Source organism: Shewanella sp., assembly GCF_013214165.1.
Taxonomy (GTDB): Bacteria; Pseudomonadota; Gammaproteobacteria; order Enterobacterales; family Shewanellaceae; genus Shewanella.
In genome coordinates this window covers 1-18,178 of sequence record NZ_JABSSM010000058.1, presented here as the reverse complement: position 1 = coordinate 18,178, position 18,178 = coordinate 1, and the positions used below count along the sequence as shown (strand labels likewise).

Below are 18,178 nucleotides of genomic sequence, written 5' to 3'. Positions count from 1 at the left end.
TGAAAGGTTAGAATTAACTGGCTTCATCGAATTTGGCATCGACCAGTGCGCATATCGCATCGAGTGCGGCATCGGCATCCTGACCTTCACCGAGGAGTGTGATGGTTTTCCCCATGCCAGTTTCGAGCATCAATAAGCCTAACACACTGGCAGCCGAGGCCTGCTTCTGTCCCTGCACTATGGTTATCTCGGCATCAAACTCGGACGCCAGGATGGCGAGTTTGGTTGCGGCGCGGGCATGGAGGCCGAGTTTATTGCATATGGTGACCTGACGTTCTAATCTAGTCATTGCTCAATTCGCGATGGCGGGCCTGGATCTTATGCTTACTGTTACTGAATAACTTAGCCAATTGCTCAGCGACATAAACCGATCTATGTTGTCCACCGGTACAACCTATGGCGATGGTAAGGTAGCTACGGTTATTTCTTTCCAGCTGAGGTAACCAGGTTGCCAGTAAGTTTTCTATTTGCCAGATAAACTTATTGACTGTGGGTTGTTGACTAAAAAACAGTTGCACCGGCTCATCTAGCCCAGTCATGGATCTTAGCTCTGGCTCCCAATGGGGGTTTGGCAAGAAACGAACGTCAAACATGAAGTCAGCCTCGGCGGGCATGCCGTATTTGAAGCCAAAAGACTCGAAGTTAATCACCAGCTCTTTATCGACACTGCCCAGCAGGATTTCACGGATCTTATCACTCAGGTCGTAGATGTTGAAGTTGGATGTATCTAGATAATGGTCGACCATCTTGGATACGGGTTCGAGCAGTTTTCTTTCATGCTCTATCGCCTCTTTAAGTGATGCATTGGTGCGGGATAGAGGGTGTAATCTTCGGGTTTCGCTGTAACGCTTCAGCAGCACTTCATCGCTCGAGTTCAAGAAGAAGCTGAGTAGTTCGGTGCCTTCGGGGAGGTTAGCAAGCTGCTTCTCCAGCTCCTTATCTTGCCCTGGCATATTACGCACGTCGACACTGATGGCAACCAGTTCTGTACTGCCCTTGAGTTGCTCGAGCAAGGTATCCATTAACGGCAGAGGCAGATTATCGACACAGTAGTAGCCAAGATCTTCTAAGACCCTGAGTACGACAGATTTTCCCGAACCGGAACGCCCGGATACCATCACCAGTTTCATTGTGTTATCACCTGATAGAGTTCTGACTCATCATGAGTTTTTCGTAACTGTTTCACAATAAGCTTGTTATTGAGTTTCTCGGCCATGGATGACAGGGTACTCAAGTGCTGCTCACATTGATCCGCAGGGACTAAAAGTGCAAATAGTATATCAACAGGTTGCTTATCAATGGCGTCGAAGGAGATAGGCTCTTCACACTTGATTAATACAGCAACCGGTTGACTGATATTGCTCAGCTTACCATGAGGAATCGCAATACCATTACCTATACCTGTGCTTCCCATTTTTTCTCTCGCCAACAGACTTTCAAAAATCTCTTGTGAAGATAGGGTTGGGTACTGGACAGCGGCAAGATCGCTGATGAGTTCCAGTACCTTTTTCTTACTGCCCGGAGTGGCGCAAGTGGTACATTCCGGCTGCAGGATGGTGCTTAATTCCATTATTAATGTTTTGTTAGCTTCTCTTTGTGTTTAATAACCTGACGGTCGAGCTTATCAATCAGGGAGTCGATAGCGGCGTACATGTCAGCGTTCTCTGACCTAGCGAAAACCTCACCACCAGCAAGGTGGAGTTTGGCTTCGGCTTTTTGCTGCATTTTCTGAACATTTAAAATAACGTGTACATTATTGATCTGATCGAAATGTCGTTCAAGCTTAGTGAACTTTTCTTCGACATATTGCCTTAGCGAGCTAGTGATCTCTATATGGTGCCCAGTTAGGTTTATTTGCATACAAATACTCCTCCAGTGTCCAATTTAACGCTTAGCTTGATTGAAGCTAAATCTTTCGGGATTTAACCCACAACATAATTCCCTGTTATACCAGCAGTTTAGCCTAATAATTATCGACTGCAGGCTGCTGCTGGTGGTTAGCGATCAGCATGAACTAACCAAGTCGTGACTAAAGTAGATTTTTCTATTTCGGTTACGAGCTTTATTTCCTTGGCTATAAACTCTTGCGTTGATTCGATGGTGGAATCAACATGGCTTCACGATACTTAGCTATGGTGCGTCTGGCGACCTGAATTCCCTGCTCTGCTAATAATAAAGCCATCTTACTGTCGCTGAGTGGTTTCTGTTGATTTTCGCTCGCAACCAGCTTCTTTATAAAAGCACGAATGGCGGTAGATGAGCACTCGCCGCCATCATCGGTCCTCACATGGCTGGAGAAAAAATATTTCAGCTCAAATATGCCCCTTGGAGTATGCATATATTTTTGTGTGGTGACGCGGGATATGGTGGATTCGTGCATCTCTACGGCTTCGGCTATGTCGTTCAGTACCATAGGTTTCATGGCTTCTTCACCGAATTCGAAGAAGCCCTGTTGGAATTTAACGATACAATTTGAGACTTTCAGTAAGGTCTCGTTGCGGCTCTCTAAGCTTTTTATAAACCACTTAGCCTCTTGCAGGTGGCCACGGATGAACTGGCTATCCGCCTGGTTTTTGGTGCTTTTTACCATGGACGCGTAATGTTGATTGACATTGATCTTCGGCATATTGTCCGGATTTAGCTCAACTATCCAGCGACCTTTCTTCTTGGTCACTGTGACATCTGGGATGACATATTCATCCTTGCCTGGGGTAATGGCGAGTCCTGGTCGTGGATTCAGGGTTTGGATTAATTCGATGGCGACCCTGAGATCATCTTCCTTAAGTTTAGTCTTACGCATTAACTGGCGGAAATCACGCCCTGCGATCAGATCCAGATGGTCTCTGATGAGTAGCCTAGCATTGTCTATATAGGGTGTCGTATCGGCGTATTGTGTCAGTTGAATCAAGAGGCATTCGCTGAGGTCTCTAGCCGCTATGCCGATAGGATCGAAGTGTTGGACTCGTTTGAGTACGGCTTCGACTTCATCCTGTTCAATTTCAGGGTCTCCCATGGCTTGGAGGATATCTTCAATACTCTGGGTAAGATAACCCCTCTCATCGATGGCTTCTATGATGGCGGTCGCTATGGCGAGATCGTTATCAGAAAATGGCGTGAGATTCTTCTGCCATTCGAGATGCTCATATAAACCTTCGCTGGTCTCACCTTGGAAAGGCATATCGTCGTCGCGCATGGCGCCCGAGCTCGAGTTCGAAGACGCGGTATAGACTTCATCCCAGGTGGTGTCCGTGGGGAAATCTTCTGACATTGAATCTTGCGTCAAGGCCTCGGGGGTTTCTATTGCCGAACTATCGATAGGACCATCGCTGTCGGCCGTTGCGCTAAAATCATCAGCCTCGACTGTCTTATCTTCCCCATTGACCGGGGGGTCAACCTGTTCTTCATCCAGTTCGAGAAGGGGGTTGGAATCTAACGCTTGTTGGATTTCTTGTTGCAGTTCCAGCGACGATAGTTGCAATAGACGTATAGCCTGCTGCAGTTGTGGTGTCATGGTTAACTGCTGACCCATTTTTAGCTGGAGTGACACTTTCATTTACCGCTATTCCCTTCATTGTTATTATAAAATGAGAAAGCCTACTTTGACATGTTTGGGTTTCTCTGAGCCCCTGTACCTTGAGCCGACTAAGCCGAGTGTCGATAAATACTCATCCTTAATACGCGCTAAGAATGAGTATCTTGATTAACTATAGCTTGAATTGTTCACCTAAGTACACAGCGCGTACTTGCTTATTGTCCAAGATCTCGGCGGGGGTACCTTCTGCGATTAAATTGCCATGACTGACTATGTAAGCGCGTTCACATACGTCTAAAGTTTCACGCACATTATGGTCGGTTATCAGTACACCTAAGCCGCGACTCTTAAGCTGTTGGATGATTTTTTTAATGTCGATAACCGAAATAGGATCCACGCCTGCAAAGGGCTCATCGAGGAGAATAAACTTAGGGTTAGCAGCCAAGGCTCTGGCTATCTCGACGCGTCTGCGTTCACCCCCCGAGAGTGACATGCCCTGGCTGTCTCGTATATGGGTAATATGAAACTCTTCCAGCAGGCTCTCGAGTTGTTCTTCCCGGGCGTTGTTATCTATATCTGAACGTGTCTGTAACACCGCCATTATGTTATCCCGAACCGATAACTTCCTAAAGATGCTTGCCTCTTGAGGCAGGTAACCTATGCCTTTTCTTGCCCGTAGGTGCATAGGGTCTAAGGTCAGATCATCATCATCGATTAAGATCCTGCCCTTATCACTCTGTACTAAGCCTACGATCATGTAGAAAGTGGTAGTTTTTCCCGCGCCATTGGGGCCTAGCAAGCCGACTATCTGTCCGGTCTTGACTGTGATACTGACATCTTGAACTACGGCTCTATTCTTATAACTTTTGGCAAGGTTGACTGCCTTTAGCGTCATCTGGCTCATTGTTTTTCCTGCCCTATGACCGGTAACTGAGTCGGTGACATGGTATCTTGCTTATTGGTTTCACCCGACTCGATCACGGGGAGCTGAGTCGGTGCCATGGTATCTTGCTTATTGGTTTCACTCGACTCGATCACGGGGAGCTGAGTCGGTGACATATTATCTTGCTTATTGGTTTCACCCGACTCGATCACGGGGAGCTGAGTCGGTGACATGGTATCTTGCTTATTGGTTTCACCCGACTCGATCACGGGGAGCTGAGTCGGCGACATGGTATCTTGCTTATTGGTTTCATTAGGCTCGATCGCAGGTAGCTGAGTCGGCAGCAGCTCTACAGCTGCTGCTTGTTCTTTGGGCTGTTCCTGCGTCTTATCTTGACTGGTTTCCTGATAGCTTTCTGGCTGAATAATGGTGATAACCCTCTCATTGCCTATGCTCTCTGCTATCAACTGTTGCTTAGCTATGTTGTAGCGGATCATATTACCAGTCACTCGGCTACCATCTTGCTCCAGGGTGGCATTGCCTACCAAGGTTAAGGTTCTGCTCGATAGCTCATACCTAATTTCTTTGGCACTGGCAGAAGCCGGGCGTCCATCTTCCATTATCTGGGAGTAGGTCGCGGGATTGCCGATGGCGATAAGTATTTTGCCACCGCCATCTTCTTTAGAGGTGGCTCTGAGTTCGTCGGCCAAAATTTTGATCGATCCCTGAGTCACTTCCACGGGACCAAAAAAGATCATCTGATTATTCTTGATATCGGCTTCCTGACTCGCTGCCGAGATTTTCACTTCTTGCATAAGATCATCTTGCTTTGCCATACCACTAAAACTGGTGATACACAGTAGAGCAACAATGATTAAGTTATGTTTGTTCATATCGTCCTTCAAATGGCGTACTTGTCTTGTTCACAACTCATATGGAGCATAGGTATAGGGTCTTTTGAGCCTGATAATCTTGTAAAGATGGCTTGGGCTAGCAAAAAAACAAGTTAATTGACCTCATATACCCCTTTAACCTTACTCAATAATTGTACTTTCTGGGCGTTAAGATCACCGAATAAACCCACACCTTGGATAATAAAATCATTACCTGTGATGTAAACCACACGATCTGAGGTCATGACCATGGTATTGAGATCTAATTCCAGGTAACTGGTTTTCATGGTTTGTATCGGTTCTTCAGGGCTTATGGAATCGATAATAACATTGTTCTCGAGAACGACTTTGCCTGATTTTTTATTGAGTGTCCCCATCGTCGATTGCAGGCGCCATTTGGCTTGACCTCCGTCGGGATAGATCAGGTATATGGGCTGAGTGAAATAGGTCATATTGGCCTCATCGAAATGCTCCATATGGGTCGCTGTGACTCGGTTACTGACTAAACCTAACTCATTAAAATCGACACTACGTAGATCATCGGCAATATAATCTGGTCTTAAGCTGACATCGATAGACACCTCTTCATCGCTTTTCTTGGATTGCACCTGCCAATACAGCAGCAAGGCCATGCCGAAGAACGTTATGATGGCCAGAGTCGCTCTATTCATATACTCATGCCGTGTGCGGTATCGAATTTATCTTGGCAGAGAAGTAACAGATCCGTTAACTCTCGTAAGGCCCCATGTCCGCCTTTGATACTAGTGACAAAATCGGCAGCTTGTTTCACATAAGGGTGCCCATCGGCGACGCAGACAGAAAGCCCTACGAGTTTCATGACTGGCAGATCAACCATATCATCGCCGATGTAAGCCACCTGTTCAGGGGTCACATCATATAAGGAGAGTAACGCTTGGTATGGCACTAACTTGTTGTCCACACCTTGGTATATATGCTTGATGCCCAGTGCTGTCATGCGGTCTTCAACTATCTGAGACTTACGCCCTGTGATGATCGCCACAGGAATATCACTGGTGAGCAGAGATCTCACCCCGTATCCGTCTCGGGTGTGGAAGGTCTTCAGTTCTTCACCGGCATTACTCATGTAAACCAGACCGTCGGAAAACACGCCATCTACATCGCAGATGAGCAGTTTTATCTGCTTGGCCTTCTGCCAAACCTCGTCTGCAACAGGACCATAAAAACTCTGATGGGATTGATTCATTTTATATTACTCCCGCCTTAACCATATCTAGCATGTTTAATGCACCTATAGGTGTGTTGTTATCATCGACTATGATAAGGCCATTGATATCATTTTCGTCCATCACTTTCAGTGCTTCGGCGGCCAAAATCCCTTCAGAGATGGTGATGCAGGCTTTACTCATCACATCTGCGATAGATGTCTCTCTCAGGTTGACCTGAGCATCTATGACCCGGCGGAGATCGCCGTCGGTAAAAATACCCACCAACTTGTTGGCATCATCGGTAACCGCCGTCATGCCCAGGCCTTTATTAGAAATCTCATAGAGGGCATCTGTGACGCAGATATTCTGTTTGACCAGGGGAAGATCGGCCCCTTTATGCATGACATCAGTGACTTTAAGCAGTAATTTTCGGCCTAACATTCCACCTGGGTGTGATAGGGCGAAATCATCCTTGGTAAACCCTCTCGCCTGTAGCAATGCCACGGCGAGGGCATCGCCCATGACTAAGGTCGCCGTGGTGCTAGAGGTGGGAGCAAGCCCAAGGGGGCACGCTTCTTCGGGCACTTCGATGCACAGATGCACGATAGCATGTTTAGCCATGGTGGAATTTGGCTTACTCGTTACCGCTATGATAGGCAGGCCCATACGTTTAATGACCGGCATCAAGGTTAAGATTTCTGAGGCTTCTCCTGAATTGGAGATGGCTAAGATGATATCGTTCTCACTGAGCACACCCAGATCGCCATGACTGGCTTCACCGGGATGTACGAAAAATGCCGGTGTGCCTGTGCTGGCAAAGGTAGCAGAAATTTTATTGCCTATATGGCCAGACTTGCCCATCCCCATGACGATGACCTTACCGGTGCACTCAAAGATCAATTTACACGCGGTAGCAAACTCGGCAGAATCTACATACTGGTATAAGTTATCGAGAGCTTTTCGCTCGATATCGATAACGTTTTTGCCCCATTGGCGTAATTTATTTACATCTAGCATTTTGCTCTCTCTGTTGGTTCAGTCTGATGTAATACCATGCCATATAAGTCTTGTTACGCAAGAAAAAGGACGAGTTGATACGAGATAAAGGTCAAGAGTAACACGCCTCCATGCCAAGGCTTTAATGCTCTTGCACGACCACTCAGTAAAATGAGTATGGCAAGTGCGCTACTTGTGGCCATTACCATATAGAAATCCCTGGTACTGGCCGCCGCGTCTACTTCCCCAGGCGCGATTAACGCCGGTAGGGCGAGTACCGCGAGGATATTGAACAGGTTTGAACCGACAATATTGCCTATGGCCAGATCGTGTTCTTTTTTCAGCACGCCGGCAACACAAGCCGCCAGTTCAGGTAGGCTGGTGCCTATGGCTATGATGGTCAAGCCTATGACCAGATCCGATAAATGATAGGCTTTGGCGATACCTACCGCGCCTTGAACCATCCAGTCGGCAGACAGAGGCAGTAAAATAATTCCCACGACTAGCCAGAGAACCGCCTTGTGAGTCGGTACGCCAGTCGGTATGTCTTCATCGGCTTCATCTTCGAGCGTGTCAGCTTGCTTGTTGGTTAAGCCATGCCAGATAAGGTAACCCATAAGCATGAAGAAGAGTCCCATCAACATGACGCCTTCCATGCGTGTCAGCAGGCCATCATGGAGAAAATAGCCCGCGACTGCCGTGGCGGCCAACATCAAAGGTATTTCCCGCATCAAGGTTTGGGAGCGTACTGAAATGGCCCCTAATAGCGCTGTGATGCCCAATATCAAGGTGATGTTGGCTATATTTGAACCCAATACGTTGCCGATGGCCGTATCTGTCATGCCCTCCATGGATGCAGTGGCCGCGACGAACATTTCCGGTGCTGAGCTGCCCATTGCCACTATGGTCAAGCCGATCAACATGGGTGGCAGTCCGAGATTGCGGGCAAAAGCCGCCGCACCATAGACAAATTTGTCGGCGCTCCAGACTAAAACGCCCAGTCCCGCAATAAGCATGAAAATATTCAATAACATTTAATTCGATTCTAAAATGAGTCTGCGGACATTTTCGCTGGATTTGAATGAAAATGAAAGTATTGCTACAAGATAGTGTCGATTCAGTTGTGCCTATTAGCGCAATTACGTACAATTTACTGCTCAGTTTCTGTCAGGCTCGTCTACTTTGCCTAGGTAGCTTGTACGTTATGGATGCGATATGAACTTAGAAGTGTCACCCAAGAACAACTCATTGGTCGAGATCAACCACTTAAAATTTAGTCGCGGTGATCACGTCATTTTCGATGATATTAGCCTATCTATTCCCAGGGGTAAGATCACGGCCATCATGGGTCCGAGTGGAATAGGCAAGACGACTCTGCTTAAGTTGATTGGCGGCCAGCTCACTCCCGACTCGGGATCGGTATTGTTCGATGGTAAAGATGTGCACCGATGCAGCCGCAAGGAGTTGTTTATGCTGCGTAAGCGGATGAGCATGCTATTTCAGAGTGGGGCCCTGTTTACCGACATGAATGTGTTCGACAATGTGGCCTTCGCGCTGCGTGAGCATTCGGGACTCGCCGAAGAGATTATCGCCCGCATCGTATTGATGAAATTAGAAGCGGTTGGTTTACGAGGCGCAGCTAAGATGATGCCGAGTGAACTTTCCGGGGGGATGCAGCGCCGAGTGGCGCTTGCCAGAGCGATTGCGCTCGAGCCCGACATGGTGATGTATGATGAGCCGTTTGCGGGTCAAGACCCGATCTCGATGGGGGTGCTGGTGAAGCTTATCAAAGCACTCTCTGCTGCTTTGGGTCTCACCTCCGTGGTGATATCCCATGATGTGCAGGAAGTCTTAGGCATCGCCGATTATGTTTATGTGATGGCCGATAAGCGCGTGATAGCCCAAGGGACTCCCGAGGAGTTACAAATCGCCGACAATGAGCAGCTTAAACAATTTATTGATGGTGAACCCGATGGCCCGGTTCCTTTTCATTTTCCTGCAGCAAATTATGCAGAGGAGTTAGTCGGTCAGTGAAAGATAAATATATTAGCAAGTCGCCAATGTGTCCGCCTAATATAGACAGGGGCGGGCTATGAATATGGCCGAGAGTCTAGCCAGTCTTGGCCGTGGAGGCATAGCCCTGGTGACCGGCTTGGGCAGGGCGGGTATCATGCTTTGGGGGGCGATAGCCTGTAAGCCGCGTTTAAAAGGATTGCCGCTATTTGTGCAACAACTCTATGTTGTTGGCGTGCAATCTATGCTGCTGATACTGATATCGGGTCTGTTTATTGGCATGGTATTGGCGTTGCAGGGGTATAATATTCTCGTTGGCTTCGGTACCGAGGAGAGCCTTGGTCCTATGGTAGCCCTGAGCCTGTTACGGGAATTAGGCCCGGTCGTGACGGCGCTGCTATTTGCGGGGCGTGCCGGCTCGGCGCTGACCGCCGAGATAGGCTTGATGAAGAGTACCGAGCAACTCTCCAGCCTGGAGATGATGGCTATCGATCCCCTAAGGCAGATCATAGCGCCTCGTTTCTGGGCCGGCGTAGTCAGTCTGCCTCTGCTGACATTGATGTTTACCGCTGTCGGCATCTATGGTGGCTATATCGTAGGAGTCGAGTGGAAAGGCATAGACGGTGGCAGTTTTTGGTCGATTCTGCAGGCTTCTGTAGAGTGGCGTCAGGATATCGTCAACTGTTTGATTAAGAGTTTTCTATTTGGCATCGTCGTGACCTGGATTGCCTTGTATAGAGGCTATCAGGTGGTTCCTAATCCAGAAGGGATAAGTAAAGCCACGACTCAGACCGTGGTGCAGTCGAGCCTGGCGGTATTGGCGTTAGATTTTTTACTTACGGCGATAATGTTTGGCCGTTAATGGATTTTATTGAGCAGACTGAAGTCGGCTCAGCATGTAGAGTGGAAATGAGCGTATGTTAACTCGTAAAATTGAAGTATTAGTGGGACTGTTTCTACTATCTGGCCTGGCTGCATTCTTGATATTAGTGTTCAATGTTGCCAATGTCGAAGTGAAGTCCGGGGCTAATCATTACACCCTTTATGCTAAGTTTAGTAATGTCGGCGGGCTTAAAGTGCGCTCTCCGGTCAAGGTGGGTGGCGTGGTTGTCGGGCGTGTGAGTGCGATTACTCTCGATCCCAGCGAGCTGATACCTGTGGTTAAGCTGTCTATGGATAAGCATTTCGATCGGTTCCCTGAAACCAGTAGTCTGTCGATCCTGACTTCGGGTTTATTGGGTGAGCAATTTCTAGGGCTGACTCCAGGATTTATGGACGATGATATTGCCATGCTGGTCGATGGCGATAGAATCGATGATACTCACTCGGCGCTGGTACTCGAAGAGCTTATAGGTCAGTTCCTATATAGCGTCAAAGATTAGCCCTGAATTGAGCCAAGCTGCTATAGAAACGCATGATAGCTTGTAATAAATAGTCGAATATATTTTTATAGCGTCAAGGATTTGAAATGAGAATGTTTAATCGCATCTGTATGTATAGCGCTTCACTCTTGTTACTCGCATTGAGTGCAACAGCCCATAGTGAAGACTCGGCCGTAAACACCATGAACCCCTACGATATGGTTGAGGCTGCGGCGAATAATACTTTTGCCAGATTTCATCAGGATATTGACATAATTAAGACCAATCCTGACCATCTTAAACTGATAGTCTCAGATGAGTTGATGCCCTATATTGATTATAAGTACGCGTCTTATAAAGTCATGGGGGTTCATCTTAAGGCCACCACCAAAGAGCAAAGAGAGCGATTTGTAAAAGCATTTCAAGGCTATCTGGTGTCGACCTATGCACAGGCGTTCACCGAGTACACAGATCAACACGTTAGGTTTGCCCCTGCGAAAGATTTTTCTGGTGAGAAAATGGTCGATGTCAACGTTGACTTGATTGAACCGGGTAGACCGGCAATTAAGTTAATGTTTAAGGTGCGCCGCCTCAAAGACGGCAGCTGGAAAGCCTTCGATCTTGTTGCCGAAGGTGTCAGTTTGCTGGCATCGAAGAGCTCAGAAATTTCAAACTTGATCCGTCAAAAAGGGATCGATGCGGTGATTTTAGAGTTAGAGCGACGCAATAAAGGCCATATCAGTAATAACACCAATGGGACTAAACTCTAAGTGGTTGAGTTTATCTGTAAGGACGCAGTGTGTTGCATCTCAGGTCGGCTCTCACAAGGAGATGTGGTTAAGCTTTGGGGCAAGAGAAAGCGCCTGCTTAGTGGCAAGATTAAGGTTATCGACCTGTCGGCACTGAGTTACAGCGATAGCGCCGGCATCGCTTTCATCTTAGAGCTGATCGCCCTGGCTAAGAGAGAAGGAAGAGAGATAACACTCAGTGCGGCATCGAATCAGCTAGCGAAATTAATTGCGTTATACAATTTAGAACACTTCTTCGATGAAGAAACAAAACAAGGTAAATAGATCCATGGATACCAACGAAACAGAACAAACAAATGAAGCACAGAAGCTAAAAGAGATCGAGCAGCTTCTTCAGGATGCACTCTCATTAGATGAAGTGCACGTGACCCAAGCAGGAACCCACTATAAAATTGTGGCCGTCGGCGAGTGTTTCGATGGCATGGGGCGCGTAAAACAGCAGCAAACCATATACGGCCCTCTGATGGACCGTATCACTAGTGGCGAGTTACATGCGCTAACTATCAATGCCTTCACGCCGACACAATGGAAGCGTGAAAAAATATTCAACATGTAAGCCGAGATCTAAATTGGATAAATTAAAAATTCAGGCGAGCGAAGCGCTGGCTGGTGAAGTCGTGATCTCCGGGGCTAAGAATGCCGCCTTGCCTATCTTGATGGCTGGCGTATTGGCCGAAACTGATTTTGTTGTCAGTAATGTGCCGGATCTGAAAGACGTGAGCACAAGTTGTGAGTTGCTGCGCTGCTTAGGCGCCGAAGTGAGCCGTAGCGAGAACAGTGAAGTGCGTATCTCAACCACCTCTCTGGATCAGTTTTGTGCACCTTATGATCTGGTTAAAACCATGCGGGCATCGATTCTTATCTTGGGACCATTATTAGCCCGTTACGGTACCGCAGATGTATCCCTGCCTGGTGGCTGTGCCATTGGTGCCCGTCCGGTGAACCTTCATCTCCATGGCTTGGAGCAGATGGGAGCTAAGATTGACGTCGAAGAGGGTTATATCAAGGCTCGTGTCGATGGGCGCTTGCAAGGCGCGCATATCTTCATGGATATGGTCAGCGTGGGAGCGACAGAAAATTTATTGATGGCGGCCTCCCTCGCCGATGGCGAAACCATAATAGAAAATGCTGCCCGTGAACCCGAAGTTGTCGATCTGGCTAACTGCCTTATCGCCATGGGGGCGAAAATTGAGGGTGCAGGTACAGACTCTATTCGTATTCAAGGGGTCGAATCCCTACAGGGCTGTCATTATCGTGTGATGCCAGACAGAATCGAGACAGGTAGTTTCCTTGTCGCCGCCGCGGTCACTCGTGGCAAGATACGTTGCGTCGAGGCCGATCCATCGACGCTCGAGGCTGTGCTTGCCAAGCTGGAAGATACAGGTGCTAAGATCACCACCGGCAGTGATTGGATTGAGCTGGATATGCAAGGTAAGCGACCCAAGGCGGTTAATATTAAAACGGTGCCATATCCGGGATTTCCAACCGATATGCAGGCACAGTTTTGTTTACTTAATGCGTTAGCCGAAGGCACCTCGACCATCACAGAAACCATTTTCGAGAATCGTTTCATGCATGTCCCTGAGCTTATTCGTATGGGCGCAAACATGGAGCTTGAAGGCAATACCTGCATTATTCAGGGCATTGAGCGACTCAAGGGGGCCCAAGTGATGGCGACGGACTTAAGGGCCTCGGCCAGTCTGGTCATTGCCGGACTCGTAGCCGATGGCACCACGATAGTCGATCGTATCTATCATCTGGATCGTGGCTATGAGCATATCGAAGACAAGTTTAAAGGCTTAGGTGGGCAGGTAGAGCGCACTAAGTAATCAATATATGTTTTGATAGTAAAAGATAAGCTAGTTATAGCTAAAAGCCATCGATACCTGAGTGTCGATGGCTTTTTTTTCGCGAAGTAGTGTATAAATAAAGTTTCATCAAGGAGTTTGGAAAATAATGTTAATTTATTGTATCCAATAGCAATAGGTATTACTCTTCGTTATTGGCATGCTCACCAATAATCACGGGCACATCATAGGACTTACCCTTACGTATTATGGTCATAGAGACCTGATTGCCAGGTGGAGTCTCGGCGATCCTATCCATGAGCATTTCGACGCCGGGAATATCTTCTCCCTCATACTGGATGATGACATCTCTGGGTTGTAACTGGGCACGAGCCGCGGGTCCATTAGGATCGACACCCGTGATCACCACACCAGTAAGATCCGGTAGGTTTAATATCTGTGCCATCACAGGGCTGATGGGTTCACCGCTTATCCCTAATGCTCCACGGATCACCCGACCATTTTTAATCAGTTTTCCCATGATGCTATGGGCGAGTTTGATTGGGATGGCAAAGTTTATGCCATGACCGCCACCTTCTTCACCTATCTGGAAGGCCGCGGTGTTTATGCCGATAAGTTGGCCACTGGTATCTATGAGCGCTCCACCCGAATTTCCGGCGTTAATAGCAGCATCTGTCTGCAGGAAATCCAGGTAGCCAGAACTGAGTCCATTACGACCCGTGGCACTGATAATCCCCTGAGTGATAGTCTGGCCAATGTTGTAAGGATTACCTATGGCTAAGACAACATCACCGACTTGTGCCGGCACCCCTAAGTTGATTGGCACTATGGGTAGGCTATCGCCTTCAATTTTTAATACGGTCAGATCTGTGACCGGATCTGAACCGACGACTTCCGAGGTGAACTTACGGCCATCTTGCAAGGCGACGACTATCTCATCGGCTTTCTTAATGACATGGTAATTGGTCAGGATATAGCCTTCAGCGCTCATGATCACACCTGAACCAAGGCCCTGTAGAGAACTTGAGTTGAGGGGTTGATTACGATTGATACTCAGGCTATAGATATTGACCACGGCAGGGGCTGCACGTCTAACTGCCACGGAAAATGACAGCTCAACGCCGTTATCCCCCCGGTTTTGGAAAAACAGACCGGTCATATCCTTGTTGGCGAAGAAAGGCGTCACTACCAGAAAGACTGCCGCCATAATAAGGCCGAAAAAAACGGCCTTGCCGAGATAGAGTAGGGTATCTTTAAGGGCCATATCAGAGAGTGTTAAAGAGAAAGTAGCGTAAGATTAGCATGTTTAAAGCTTGAAGATAAAGTGATGTAGCATTAATGAAGACAAGCATTGTCAATGCTTGGTCATCGACTTCTCTGACCATGAGAAACAGCATAAAGGCTATCCGTACCCTTTATGCTGCTTTATTGTTACCTTAGAACCAAGTATAGGCTGCTGTTGTCACGTCTTATCTTCAATGCGACATCGCCTTGCTGATCGGCAAGTTTGGCCTTGAGAGACTTAATATTTTTTATTGGCGAGCGATTCACACCGACAATAACATCGCCTTGGTGTAAGCCACTGGCTGCCGCTGGCGAGTTTTGAGCCACTTCGGTTATCTCCACGCCTTGCTTGCTGTTTTCTAATGCCGCACCGGCAAGCATGGGATGAATGGCGCCGGCGGCGCTTTCCGTTGTCTGACTGGTTTCATCTAATAGCGCGGTGACTGTGTGCTTATCACCATCGCGGATCAAGCCAAACTCGACTGTTGCACCAGCGCCCATGGTGCCTACTTTCGCTCTTAGCTCTTGAAAGCTTTTGATATTGCGTCCATTGACACTGACTATGATATCACCCGCCTTGATACCTGCTTTATCGGCTGCACTGTCGGCCATGACCTGATCGACAAAACCTCCATGTTGAGTATTTAAGCCAAAGCCTTTCGCCAACTCATGGGTTAGGTCTCGACCCGACACTCCTAATACGCCGCGGCGGACTTCGCCGTGCTCGATGATCTGCTCGATAAGGTTGTTAACCATATTGGAAGGGATCGCAAAGCCTATGCCTACGTTACCGCCGCCGGGGGCTACGATGGCGGTATTGATGCCGATAAGGTGACCATTGAGGTTGACTAAGGCGCCGCCGGAATTACCACTGTTGATGGCGGCATCGGTTTGAATGAAGTTCTCCAGCATCTCGATGCCTAGGCCCGAGCGACCCATGGCGCTGACAATACCCGATGTCACCGTTTGGCCAAGACCGAAGGGGTTACCGATGGCGACGGCAAAGTCACCGACCCTGAGTTCATCGGAATCGGCGCGTTTCAACGCGACCAGGTTATCGGCCTGGATTTGCAATAATGCGATATCTGACTCGGCATCGGTGCCGATGAGTTTAGCCTCGACCTCACGTCCATCATGCAGGCCAATGAGGATCTCGTCAGCCCCGTCGATCACATGGTTGTTGGTGACGATATAGCCTTTCTCTGCGTCTATGATGACCCCGGAGCCTAGCCCCCTAAATGGACGCTCCTGTACTTGCTCCCGAGGCGCATTGGGGCCGAAAAAATATCTGAAGGCATCGGGCAGTTTTTGCTTAGAGACATGGGTCCCAGTAACAGCGACGGCGACCACCGCGGGGGTCGTGCGCTCGAGCATAGGAGCCAGACTGGGGATGGATTGTCCTTCGACCGCGATTGGGATTGCTGCCTGAGACAGGCCTGGAGCCAAAGATAGCGATGCCGTTAGTAGGGCCGCAGAAAGTAAGCTTAATTTGGATTTCATCTATATAGCTCCAATATCGGATTCAGTAGTCTTACTTAAGGATATAGGGATATTTTTTGCTATATCAAGAAGCAATTATGGATATTTTGTTACTGAATCCGACAATAGGCTGGCGATGAAAGTTCCTTCTATTAACAAAGGTTAACTTTGTTGGTTCACTATGATGACATTTTCACTATTGAGTTCATCGTCTTGAGTGTCAATCGAGTCTCGAATGCTGCCATGGTTAGTCAAGGTAGCCAGAGGCTTAACCGTGTTTTTTGGGGCTAAGATGTTCGCCGCCTCATTCCACTGTTTATTGACCTTGTTTAATTGTTCCGTCAGCTCGGCGAGTTGTTGATGGTGCAGTTCGAAGTGATCTGTGACTTCTTGTTTGTGCTGACTAAATTCTAATTTTGTCTGCTCAAAGGCTTTTCCCTTGCCATTGGATTCACTGTTACGGGCAATGATAGTGCGACCGACGTAACCTAGTAAGATACCGAGAACGAAAGTTGCAATAACTAAGGGCCATTCCATATAAAACTCCTCCACATCAGGAACTGAAAAATTCGAATAAATTATTATTGCCGACATGATACCATCTAGCCGTTCATTTAAGCATTCAAAGAGATTATTTTACGTGTCCCAGCTAACTCCGTGGCAGCATTACCAGCAAGACTTGACTCGAGATGAGTTTTCACACGATCCAGCGCAGGAACAAGCGGTAAAAAGCTTGCAGCGTGTGTTTGATGAAATTGAGCTTATTAATAGTAAGCCGAGCCTGGTTAAAAGAGTATTGTCGCTTCTGGGGACAAAACAACCAGGGGTTCAGGGACTCTATCTCTGGGGCGGGGTTGGACGCGGTAAAACCTACTTGATGGATACCTTCTATGATGCCTTGCCCGGAGAGAGAAAACTGCGGGCACACTTCCACCGTTTCATGCATCAGATCCACTTAGATCTCGATAACCTCAAAGGGCAGCGAGATCCCCTGCTAACGATTGCCAAACAGATGGCGCAGAAGTATCAGGTGATCTGTTTCGATGAGTTCTTCGTGTCGGACATTACCGATGCCATGTTACTCGGTACCTTGTTTCAAGCCCTATTCAAGGAGGGGGTGGCGCTCGTCGCGACGTCTAACATCATTCCCGATGAACTCTACCGTAATGGCTTACAGCGAGCCCGCTTTCTGCCAGCCATCGCGCTGATCAATCAACATTGCCAAATACTCAACGTGGACTCAGGCATCGATTACCGTCTGCGTACGTTGGAGCAGGCGGAAATCTATCACTTCCCCCTCGATGCTAAGGCCGATACTAATTTACTCTCCTATTTTGCCAGGTTGGCACCCGAGTCTGAGGTGTTACTGGATGGGATAGAGATCGATGGACGTAATATAGGCATAAGAAAACAGGCTCAAGGGGTCTTGCTGTTGGACTTTCTGGCCCTGTGTGATGGACCCAGAAGCCAGAGAGACTATATGGAGTTGGCTTGCCTCTATCATACTGTCTTGCTCAGTGGGGTTAAGCAGATGGGCGATAAGCTTACCGGCGACGATATTGCCCGACGTTTTCTCGCCATGGTGGATGAGTTTTACGAGCGTAATGTTAAGCTGATCATCTCGGCCGAAGTCTCCCTCGAAGACATCTATACCCAGGGCTTGTTGAGCTTCGAATTTAGGCGTTGTCGTTCACGTCTAACCGAGATGCAATCCCATGATTATCTGGCTTTAGAACATCTGCCATAGGGTTAAATATTTGAGCTTTTAAGACCGAGTGAGAGTAGGGCGTTATTTAAATCACCCGCACTGCAAATATTAGGTGATTTTTAGCTCATCTTTGTCTATAATCCGCCACCTGCCCTCGTTACTCCATCAATTAGATGGAGGTTGTAAAGCCTAATTCTTTGCTCGAAGGGGCGGGGAATGGCACTA

General features: G+C 47.9%; 21 protein-coding genes and 1 pseudogene. 8 read left to right on the top strand and 14 right to left on the bottom strand.

The window, feature by feature from the left end; translation table 11 throughout:
* Positions 1-13: 13 nt before the first annotated feature.
* The 11 genes and pseudogenes from HRU42_RS15315 to HRU42_RS15265 all read right to left on the bottom strand — a co-directional run bounded on the left by HRU42_RS15315 (position 14) and on the right by HRU42_RS15265 (position 8,525).
* Complete coding sequence (locus HRU42_RS15315) at positions 14-289, bottom strand: HPr family phosphocarrier protein (protein ID WP_295032214.1); 276 nt, start codon at positions 287-289, stop codon at positions 14-16.
* Positions 282-1,130: an RNase adapter RapZ gene (gene rapZ / locus HRU42_RS15310; protein WP_295032212.1), complete on the bottom strand. Its 849-nt coding sequence runs from the start codon at positions 1,128-1,130 to the stop codon at positions 282-284. The genes HRU42_RS15315 and rapZ overlap by 8 nt, the downstream gene beginning before the upstream one ends.
* Positions 1,127-1,570 carry a PTS IIA-like nitrogen regulatory protein PtsN gene (gene ptsN / locus HRU42_RS15305; RefSeq protein WP_295032210.1) on the bottom strand — a complete coding sequence of 148 codons (444 nt, stop codon included), beginning with the start codon at positions 1,568-1,570 and terminating at the stop codon, positions 1,127-1,129. Before ptsN ends, rapZ begins: the two co-directional genes overlap by 4 nt.
* A 2-nt stretch (positions 1,571-1,572) precedes the next feature.
* The gene (gene hpf, locus HRU42_RS15300) at positions 1,573-1,860 is read right to left on the bottom strand and encodes a ribosome hibernation promoting factor (protein ID WP_295032209.1); all 288 of its coding nucleotides are present in this window, start codon (positions 1,858-1,860) and stop codon (positions 1,573-1,575) included.
* A gap of 214 nt (positions 1,861-2,074) precedes the next feature.
* The gene (locus HRU42_RS15295) at positions 2,075-3,553 is read right to left on the bottom strand and encodes an RNA polymerase factor sigma-54 (RefSeq protein WP_295032208.1); all 1,479 of its coding nucleotides are present in this window, start codon (positions 3,551-3,553) and stop codon (positions 2,075-2,077) included.
* Between the two features lie 151 nt (positions 3,554-3,704).
* Positions 3,705-4,436, bottom strand: a complete 732-nt coding sequence (gene lptB / locus HRU42_RS15290; RefSeq protein ID WP_295032207.1) for an LPS export ABC transporter ATP-binding protein — start codon at positions 4,434-4,436, stop codon at positions 3,705-3,707.
* A 341-nt stretch (positions 4,437-4,777) separates the two neighbouring features.
* Positions 4,778-5,308, bottom strand: a pseudogene (lptA, locus tag HRU42_RS15285) (lipopolysaccharide transport periplasmic protein LptA); the annotation flags it as partial.
* Between the two features lie 113 nt (positions 5,309-5,421).
* Positions 5,422-5,979, bottom strand: a complete 558-nt coding sequence (lptC, locus tag HRU42_RS15280) for an LPS export ABC transporter periplasmic protein LptC (protein ID WP_295032205.1) — start codon at positions 5,977-5,979, stop codon at positions 5,422-5,424.
* The gene (gene kdsC / locus HRU42_RS15275) at positions 5,976-6,533 is read right to left on the bottom strand and encodes a 3-deoxy-manno-octulosonate-8-phosphatase KdsC (RefSeq protein WP_295032203.1); all 558 of its coding nucleotides are present in this window, start codon (positions 6,531-6,533) and stop codon (positions 5,976-5,978) included. The genes lptC and kdsC overlap by 4 nt, the downstream gene beginning before the upstream one ends.
* A 1-nt stretch (position 6,534) precedes the next feature.
* On the bottom strand, positions 6,535-7,512 hold the full coding sequence (locus tag HRU42_RS15270; protein ID WP_295032202.1) for a KpsF/GutQ family sugar-phosphate isomerase: 978 nt from the start codon (positions 7,510-7,512) through the stop codon (positions 6,535-6,537).
* A 53-nt stretch (positions 7,513-7,565) separates the two neighbouring features.
* Positions 7,566-8,525, bottom strand: coding sequence for a calcium/sodium antiporter (locus tag HRU42_RS15265; RefSeq protein ID WP_295032200.1), 960 nt, complete (start codon positions 8,523-8,525; stop codon positions 7,566-7,568).
* A 181-nt stretch (positions 8,526-8,706) separates the two neighbouring features.
* On the opposite strand from HRU42_RS15265, the gene HRU42_RS15260 reads away from it, so the two are divergent.
* From HRU42_RS15260 to murA, 7 genes are all read left to right on the top strand, one after another.
* Positions 8,707-9,525, top strand: a complete 819-nt coding sequence (locus HRU42_RS15260) for an ATP-binding cassette domain-containing protein (protein WP_295032198.1) — start codon at positions 8,707-8,709, stop codon at positions 9,523-9,525.
* A 58-nt stretch (positions 9,526-9,583) separates the two neighbouring features.
* The gene (gene mlaE, locus HRU42_RS15255) at positions 9,584-10,366 is read left to right on the top strand and encodes a lipid asymmetry maintenance ABC transporter permease subunit MlaE (protein ID WP_295032196.1); all 783 of its coding nucleotides are present in this window, start codon (positions 9,584-9,586) and stop codon (positions 10,364-10,366) included.
* A gap of 55 nt (positions 10,367-10,421) precedes the next feature.
* Positions 10,422-10,886 (top strand): outer membrane lipid asymmetry maintenance protein MlaD, encoded by a 465-nt coding sequence (gene mlaD, locus HRU42_RS15250; protein ID WP_295032194.1) that lies wholly within the window; start codon positions 10,422-10,424, stop codon positions 10,884-10,886.
* Between the two features lie 86 nt (positions 10,887-10,972).
* Positions 10,973-11,635, top strand: coding sequence for a phospholipid-binding protein MlaC (locus HRU42_RS15245; RefSeq protein WP_295032192.1), 663 nt, complete (start codon positions 10,973-10,975; stop codon positions 11,633-11,635).
* Positions 11,636-11,938 carry an STAS domain-containing protein gene (locus HRU42_RS15240; protein ID WP_295032191.1) on the top strand — a complete coding sequence of 101 codons (303 nt, stop codon included), beginning with the start codon at positions 11,636-11,638 and terminating at the stop codon, positions 11,936-11,938. It abuts the gene before it with no gap.
* Between the two features lie 4 nt (positions 11,939-11,942).
* On the top strand, positions 11,943-12,230 hold the full coding sequence (locus tag HRU42_RS15235; RefSeq protein ID WP_144044753.1) for a BolA family protein: 288 nt from the start codon (positions 11,943-11,945) through the stop codon (positions 12,228-12,230).
* 13 nt (positions 12,231-12,243) lie between these two features.
* Entirely contained in the window at positions 12,244-13,503 is a 1,260-nt protein-coding gene (gene murA / locus HRU42_RS15230; RefSeq protein ID WP_295032189.1) for a UDP-N-acetylglucosamine 1-carboxyvinyltransferase, read from the top strand.
* A gap of 160 nt (positions 13,504-13,663) precedes the next feature.
* Here the strand turns inward: murA and degS are convergent, their stop codons facing one another.
* The 3 genes from degS to HRU42_RS15215 all read right to left on the bottom strand — a co-directional run bounded on the left by degS (position 13,664) and on the right by HRU42_RS15215 (position 16,782).
* Entirely contained in the window at positions 13,664-14,746 is a 1,083-nt protein-coding gene (degS, locus tag HRU42_RS15225) for an outer membrane-stress sensor serine endopeptidase DegS (protein ID WP_295032187.1), read from the bottom strand.
* A 167-nt stretch (positions 14,747-14,913) separates the two neighbouring features.
* Positions 14,914-16,266 carry a Do family serine endopeptidase DegQ gene (degQ, locus tag HRU42_RS15220; protein ID WP_295032185.1) on the bottom strand — a complete coding sequence of 451 codons (1,353 nt, stop codon included), beginning with the start codon at positions 16,264-16,266 and terminating at the stop codon, positions 14,914-14,916.
* Positions 16,267-16,407: 141 nt separating this feature from the next.
* A complete protein-coding gene (locus HRU42_RS15215; RefSeq protein ID WP_295032183.1) occupies positions 16,408-16,782 on the bottom strand; it encodes a DUF1043 family protein in 375 nt (124 codons plus the stop codon).
* A 103-nt stretch (positions 16,783-16,885) separates the two neighbouring features.
* On the opposite strand from HRU42_RS15215, the gene zapE reads away from it, so the two are divergent.
* Positions 16,886-17,992 carry a cell division protein ZapE gene (zapE, locus tag HRU42_RS15210; protein WP_295032181.1) on the top strand — a complete coding sequence of 369 codons (1,107 nt, stop codon included), beginning with the start codon at positions 16,886-16,888 and terminating at the stop codon, positions 17,990-17,992.
* Positions 17,993-18,178: the final 186 nt, after the last annotated feature.

Coding starts and splice junctions, on each gene's coding strand:
- HRU42_RS15315 (WP_295032214.1), bottom strand. CDS start 289: ATGACTAGATTAGAACGTCAGGTCACCATATGCAATAAACTCGGCCTC.
- rapZ (WP_295032212.1), bottom strand. CDS start 1,130: ATGAAACTGGTGATGGTATCCGGGCGTTCCGGTTCGGGAAAATCTGTC.
- ptsN (WP_295032210.1), bottom strand. CDS start 1,570: ATGGAATTAAGCACCATCCTGCAGCCGGAATGTACCACTTGCGCCACT.
- hpf (WP_295032209.1), bottom strand. CDS start 1,860: ATGCAAATAAACCTAACTGGGCACCATATAGAGATCACTAGCTCGCTA.
- HRU42_RS15295 (WP_295032208.1), bottom strand. CDS start 3,553: ATGAAAGTGTCACTCCAGCTAAAAATGGGTCAGCAGTTAACCATGACA.
- lptB (WP_295032207.1), bottom strand. CDS start 4,436: ATGAGCCAGATGACGCTAAAGGCAGTCAACCTTGCCAAAAGTTATAAG.
- lptC (WP_295032205.1), bottom strand. CDS start 5,979: ATGAATAGAGCGACTCTGGCCATCATAACGTTCTTCGGCATGGCCTTG.
- kdsC (WP_295032203.1), bottom strand. CDS start 6,533: ATGAATCAATCCCATCAGAGTTTTTATGGTCCTGTTGCAGACGAGGTT.
- HRU42_RS15270 (WP_295032202.1), bottom strand. CDS start 7,512: ATGCTAGATGTAAATAAATTACGCCAATGGGGCAAAAACGTTATCGAT.
- HRU42_RS15265 (WP_295032200.1), bottom strand. CDS start 8,525: ATGTTATTGAATATTTTCATGCTTATTGCGGGACTGGGCGTTTTAGTC.
- HRU42_RS15260 (WP_295032198.1), top strand. CDS start 8,707: ATGAACTTAGAAGTGTCACCCAAGAACAACTCATTGGTCGAGATCAAC.
- mlaE (WP_295032196.1), top strand. CDS start 9,584: ATGAATATGGCCGAGAGTCTAGCCAGTCTTGGCCGTGGAGGCATAGCC.
- mlaD (WP_295032194.1), top strand. CDS start 10,422: ATGTTAACTCGTAAAATTGAAGTATTAGTGGGACTGTTTCTACTATCT.
- HRU42_RS15245 (WP_295032192.1), top strand. CDS start 10,973: ATGAGAATGTTTAATCGCATCTGTATGTATAGCGCTTCACTCTTGTTA.
- HRU42_RS15235 (WP_144044753.1), top strand. CDS start 11,943: ATGGATACCAACGAAACAGAACAAACAAATGAAGCACAGAAGCTAAAA.
- degS (WP_295032187.1), bottom strand. CDS start 14,746: ATGGCCCTTAAAGATACCCTACTCTATCTCGGCAAGGCCGTTTTTTTC.
- degQ (WP_295032185.1), bottom strand. CDS start 16,266: ATGAAATCCAAATTAAGCTTACTTTCTGCGGCCCTACTAACGGCATCG.
- HRU42_RS15215 (WP_295032183.1), bottom strand. CDS start 16,782: ATGGAATGGCCCTTAGTTATTGCAACTTTCGTTCTCGGTATCTTACTA.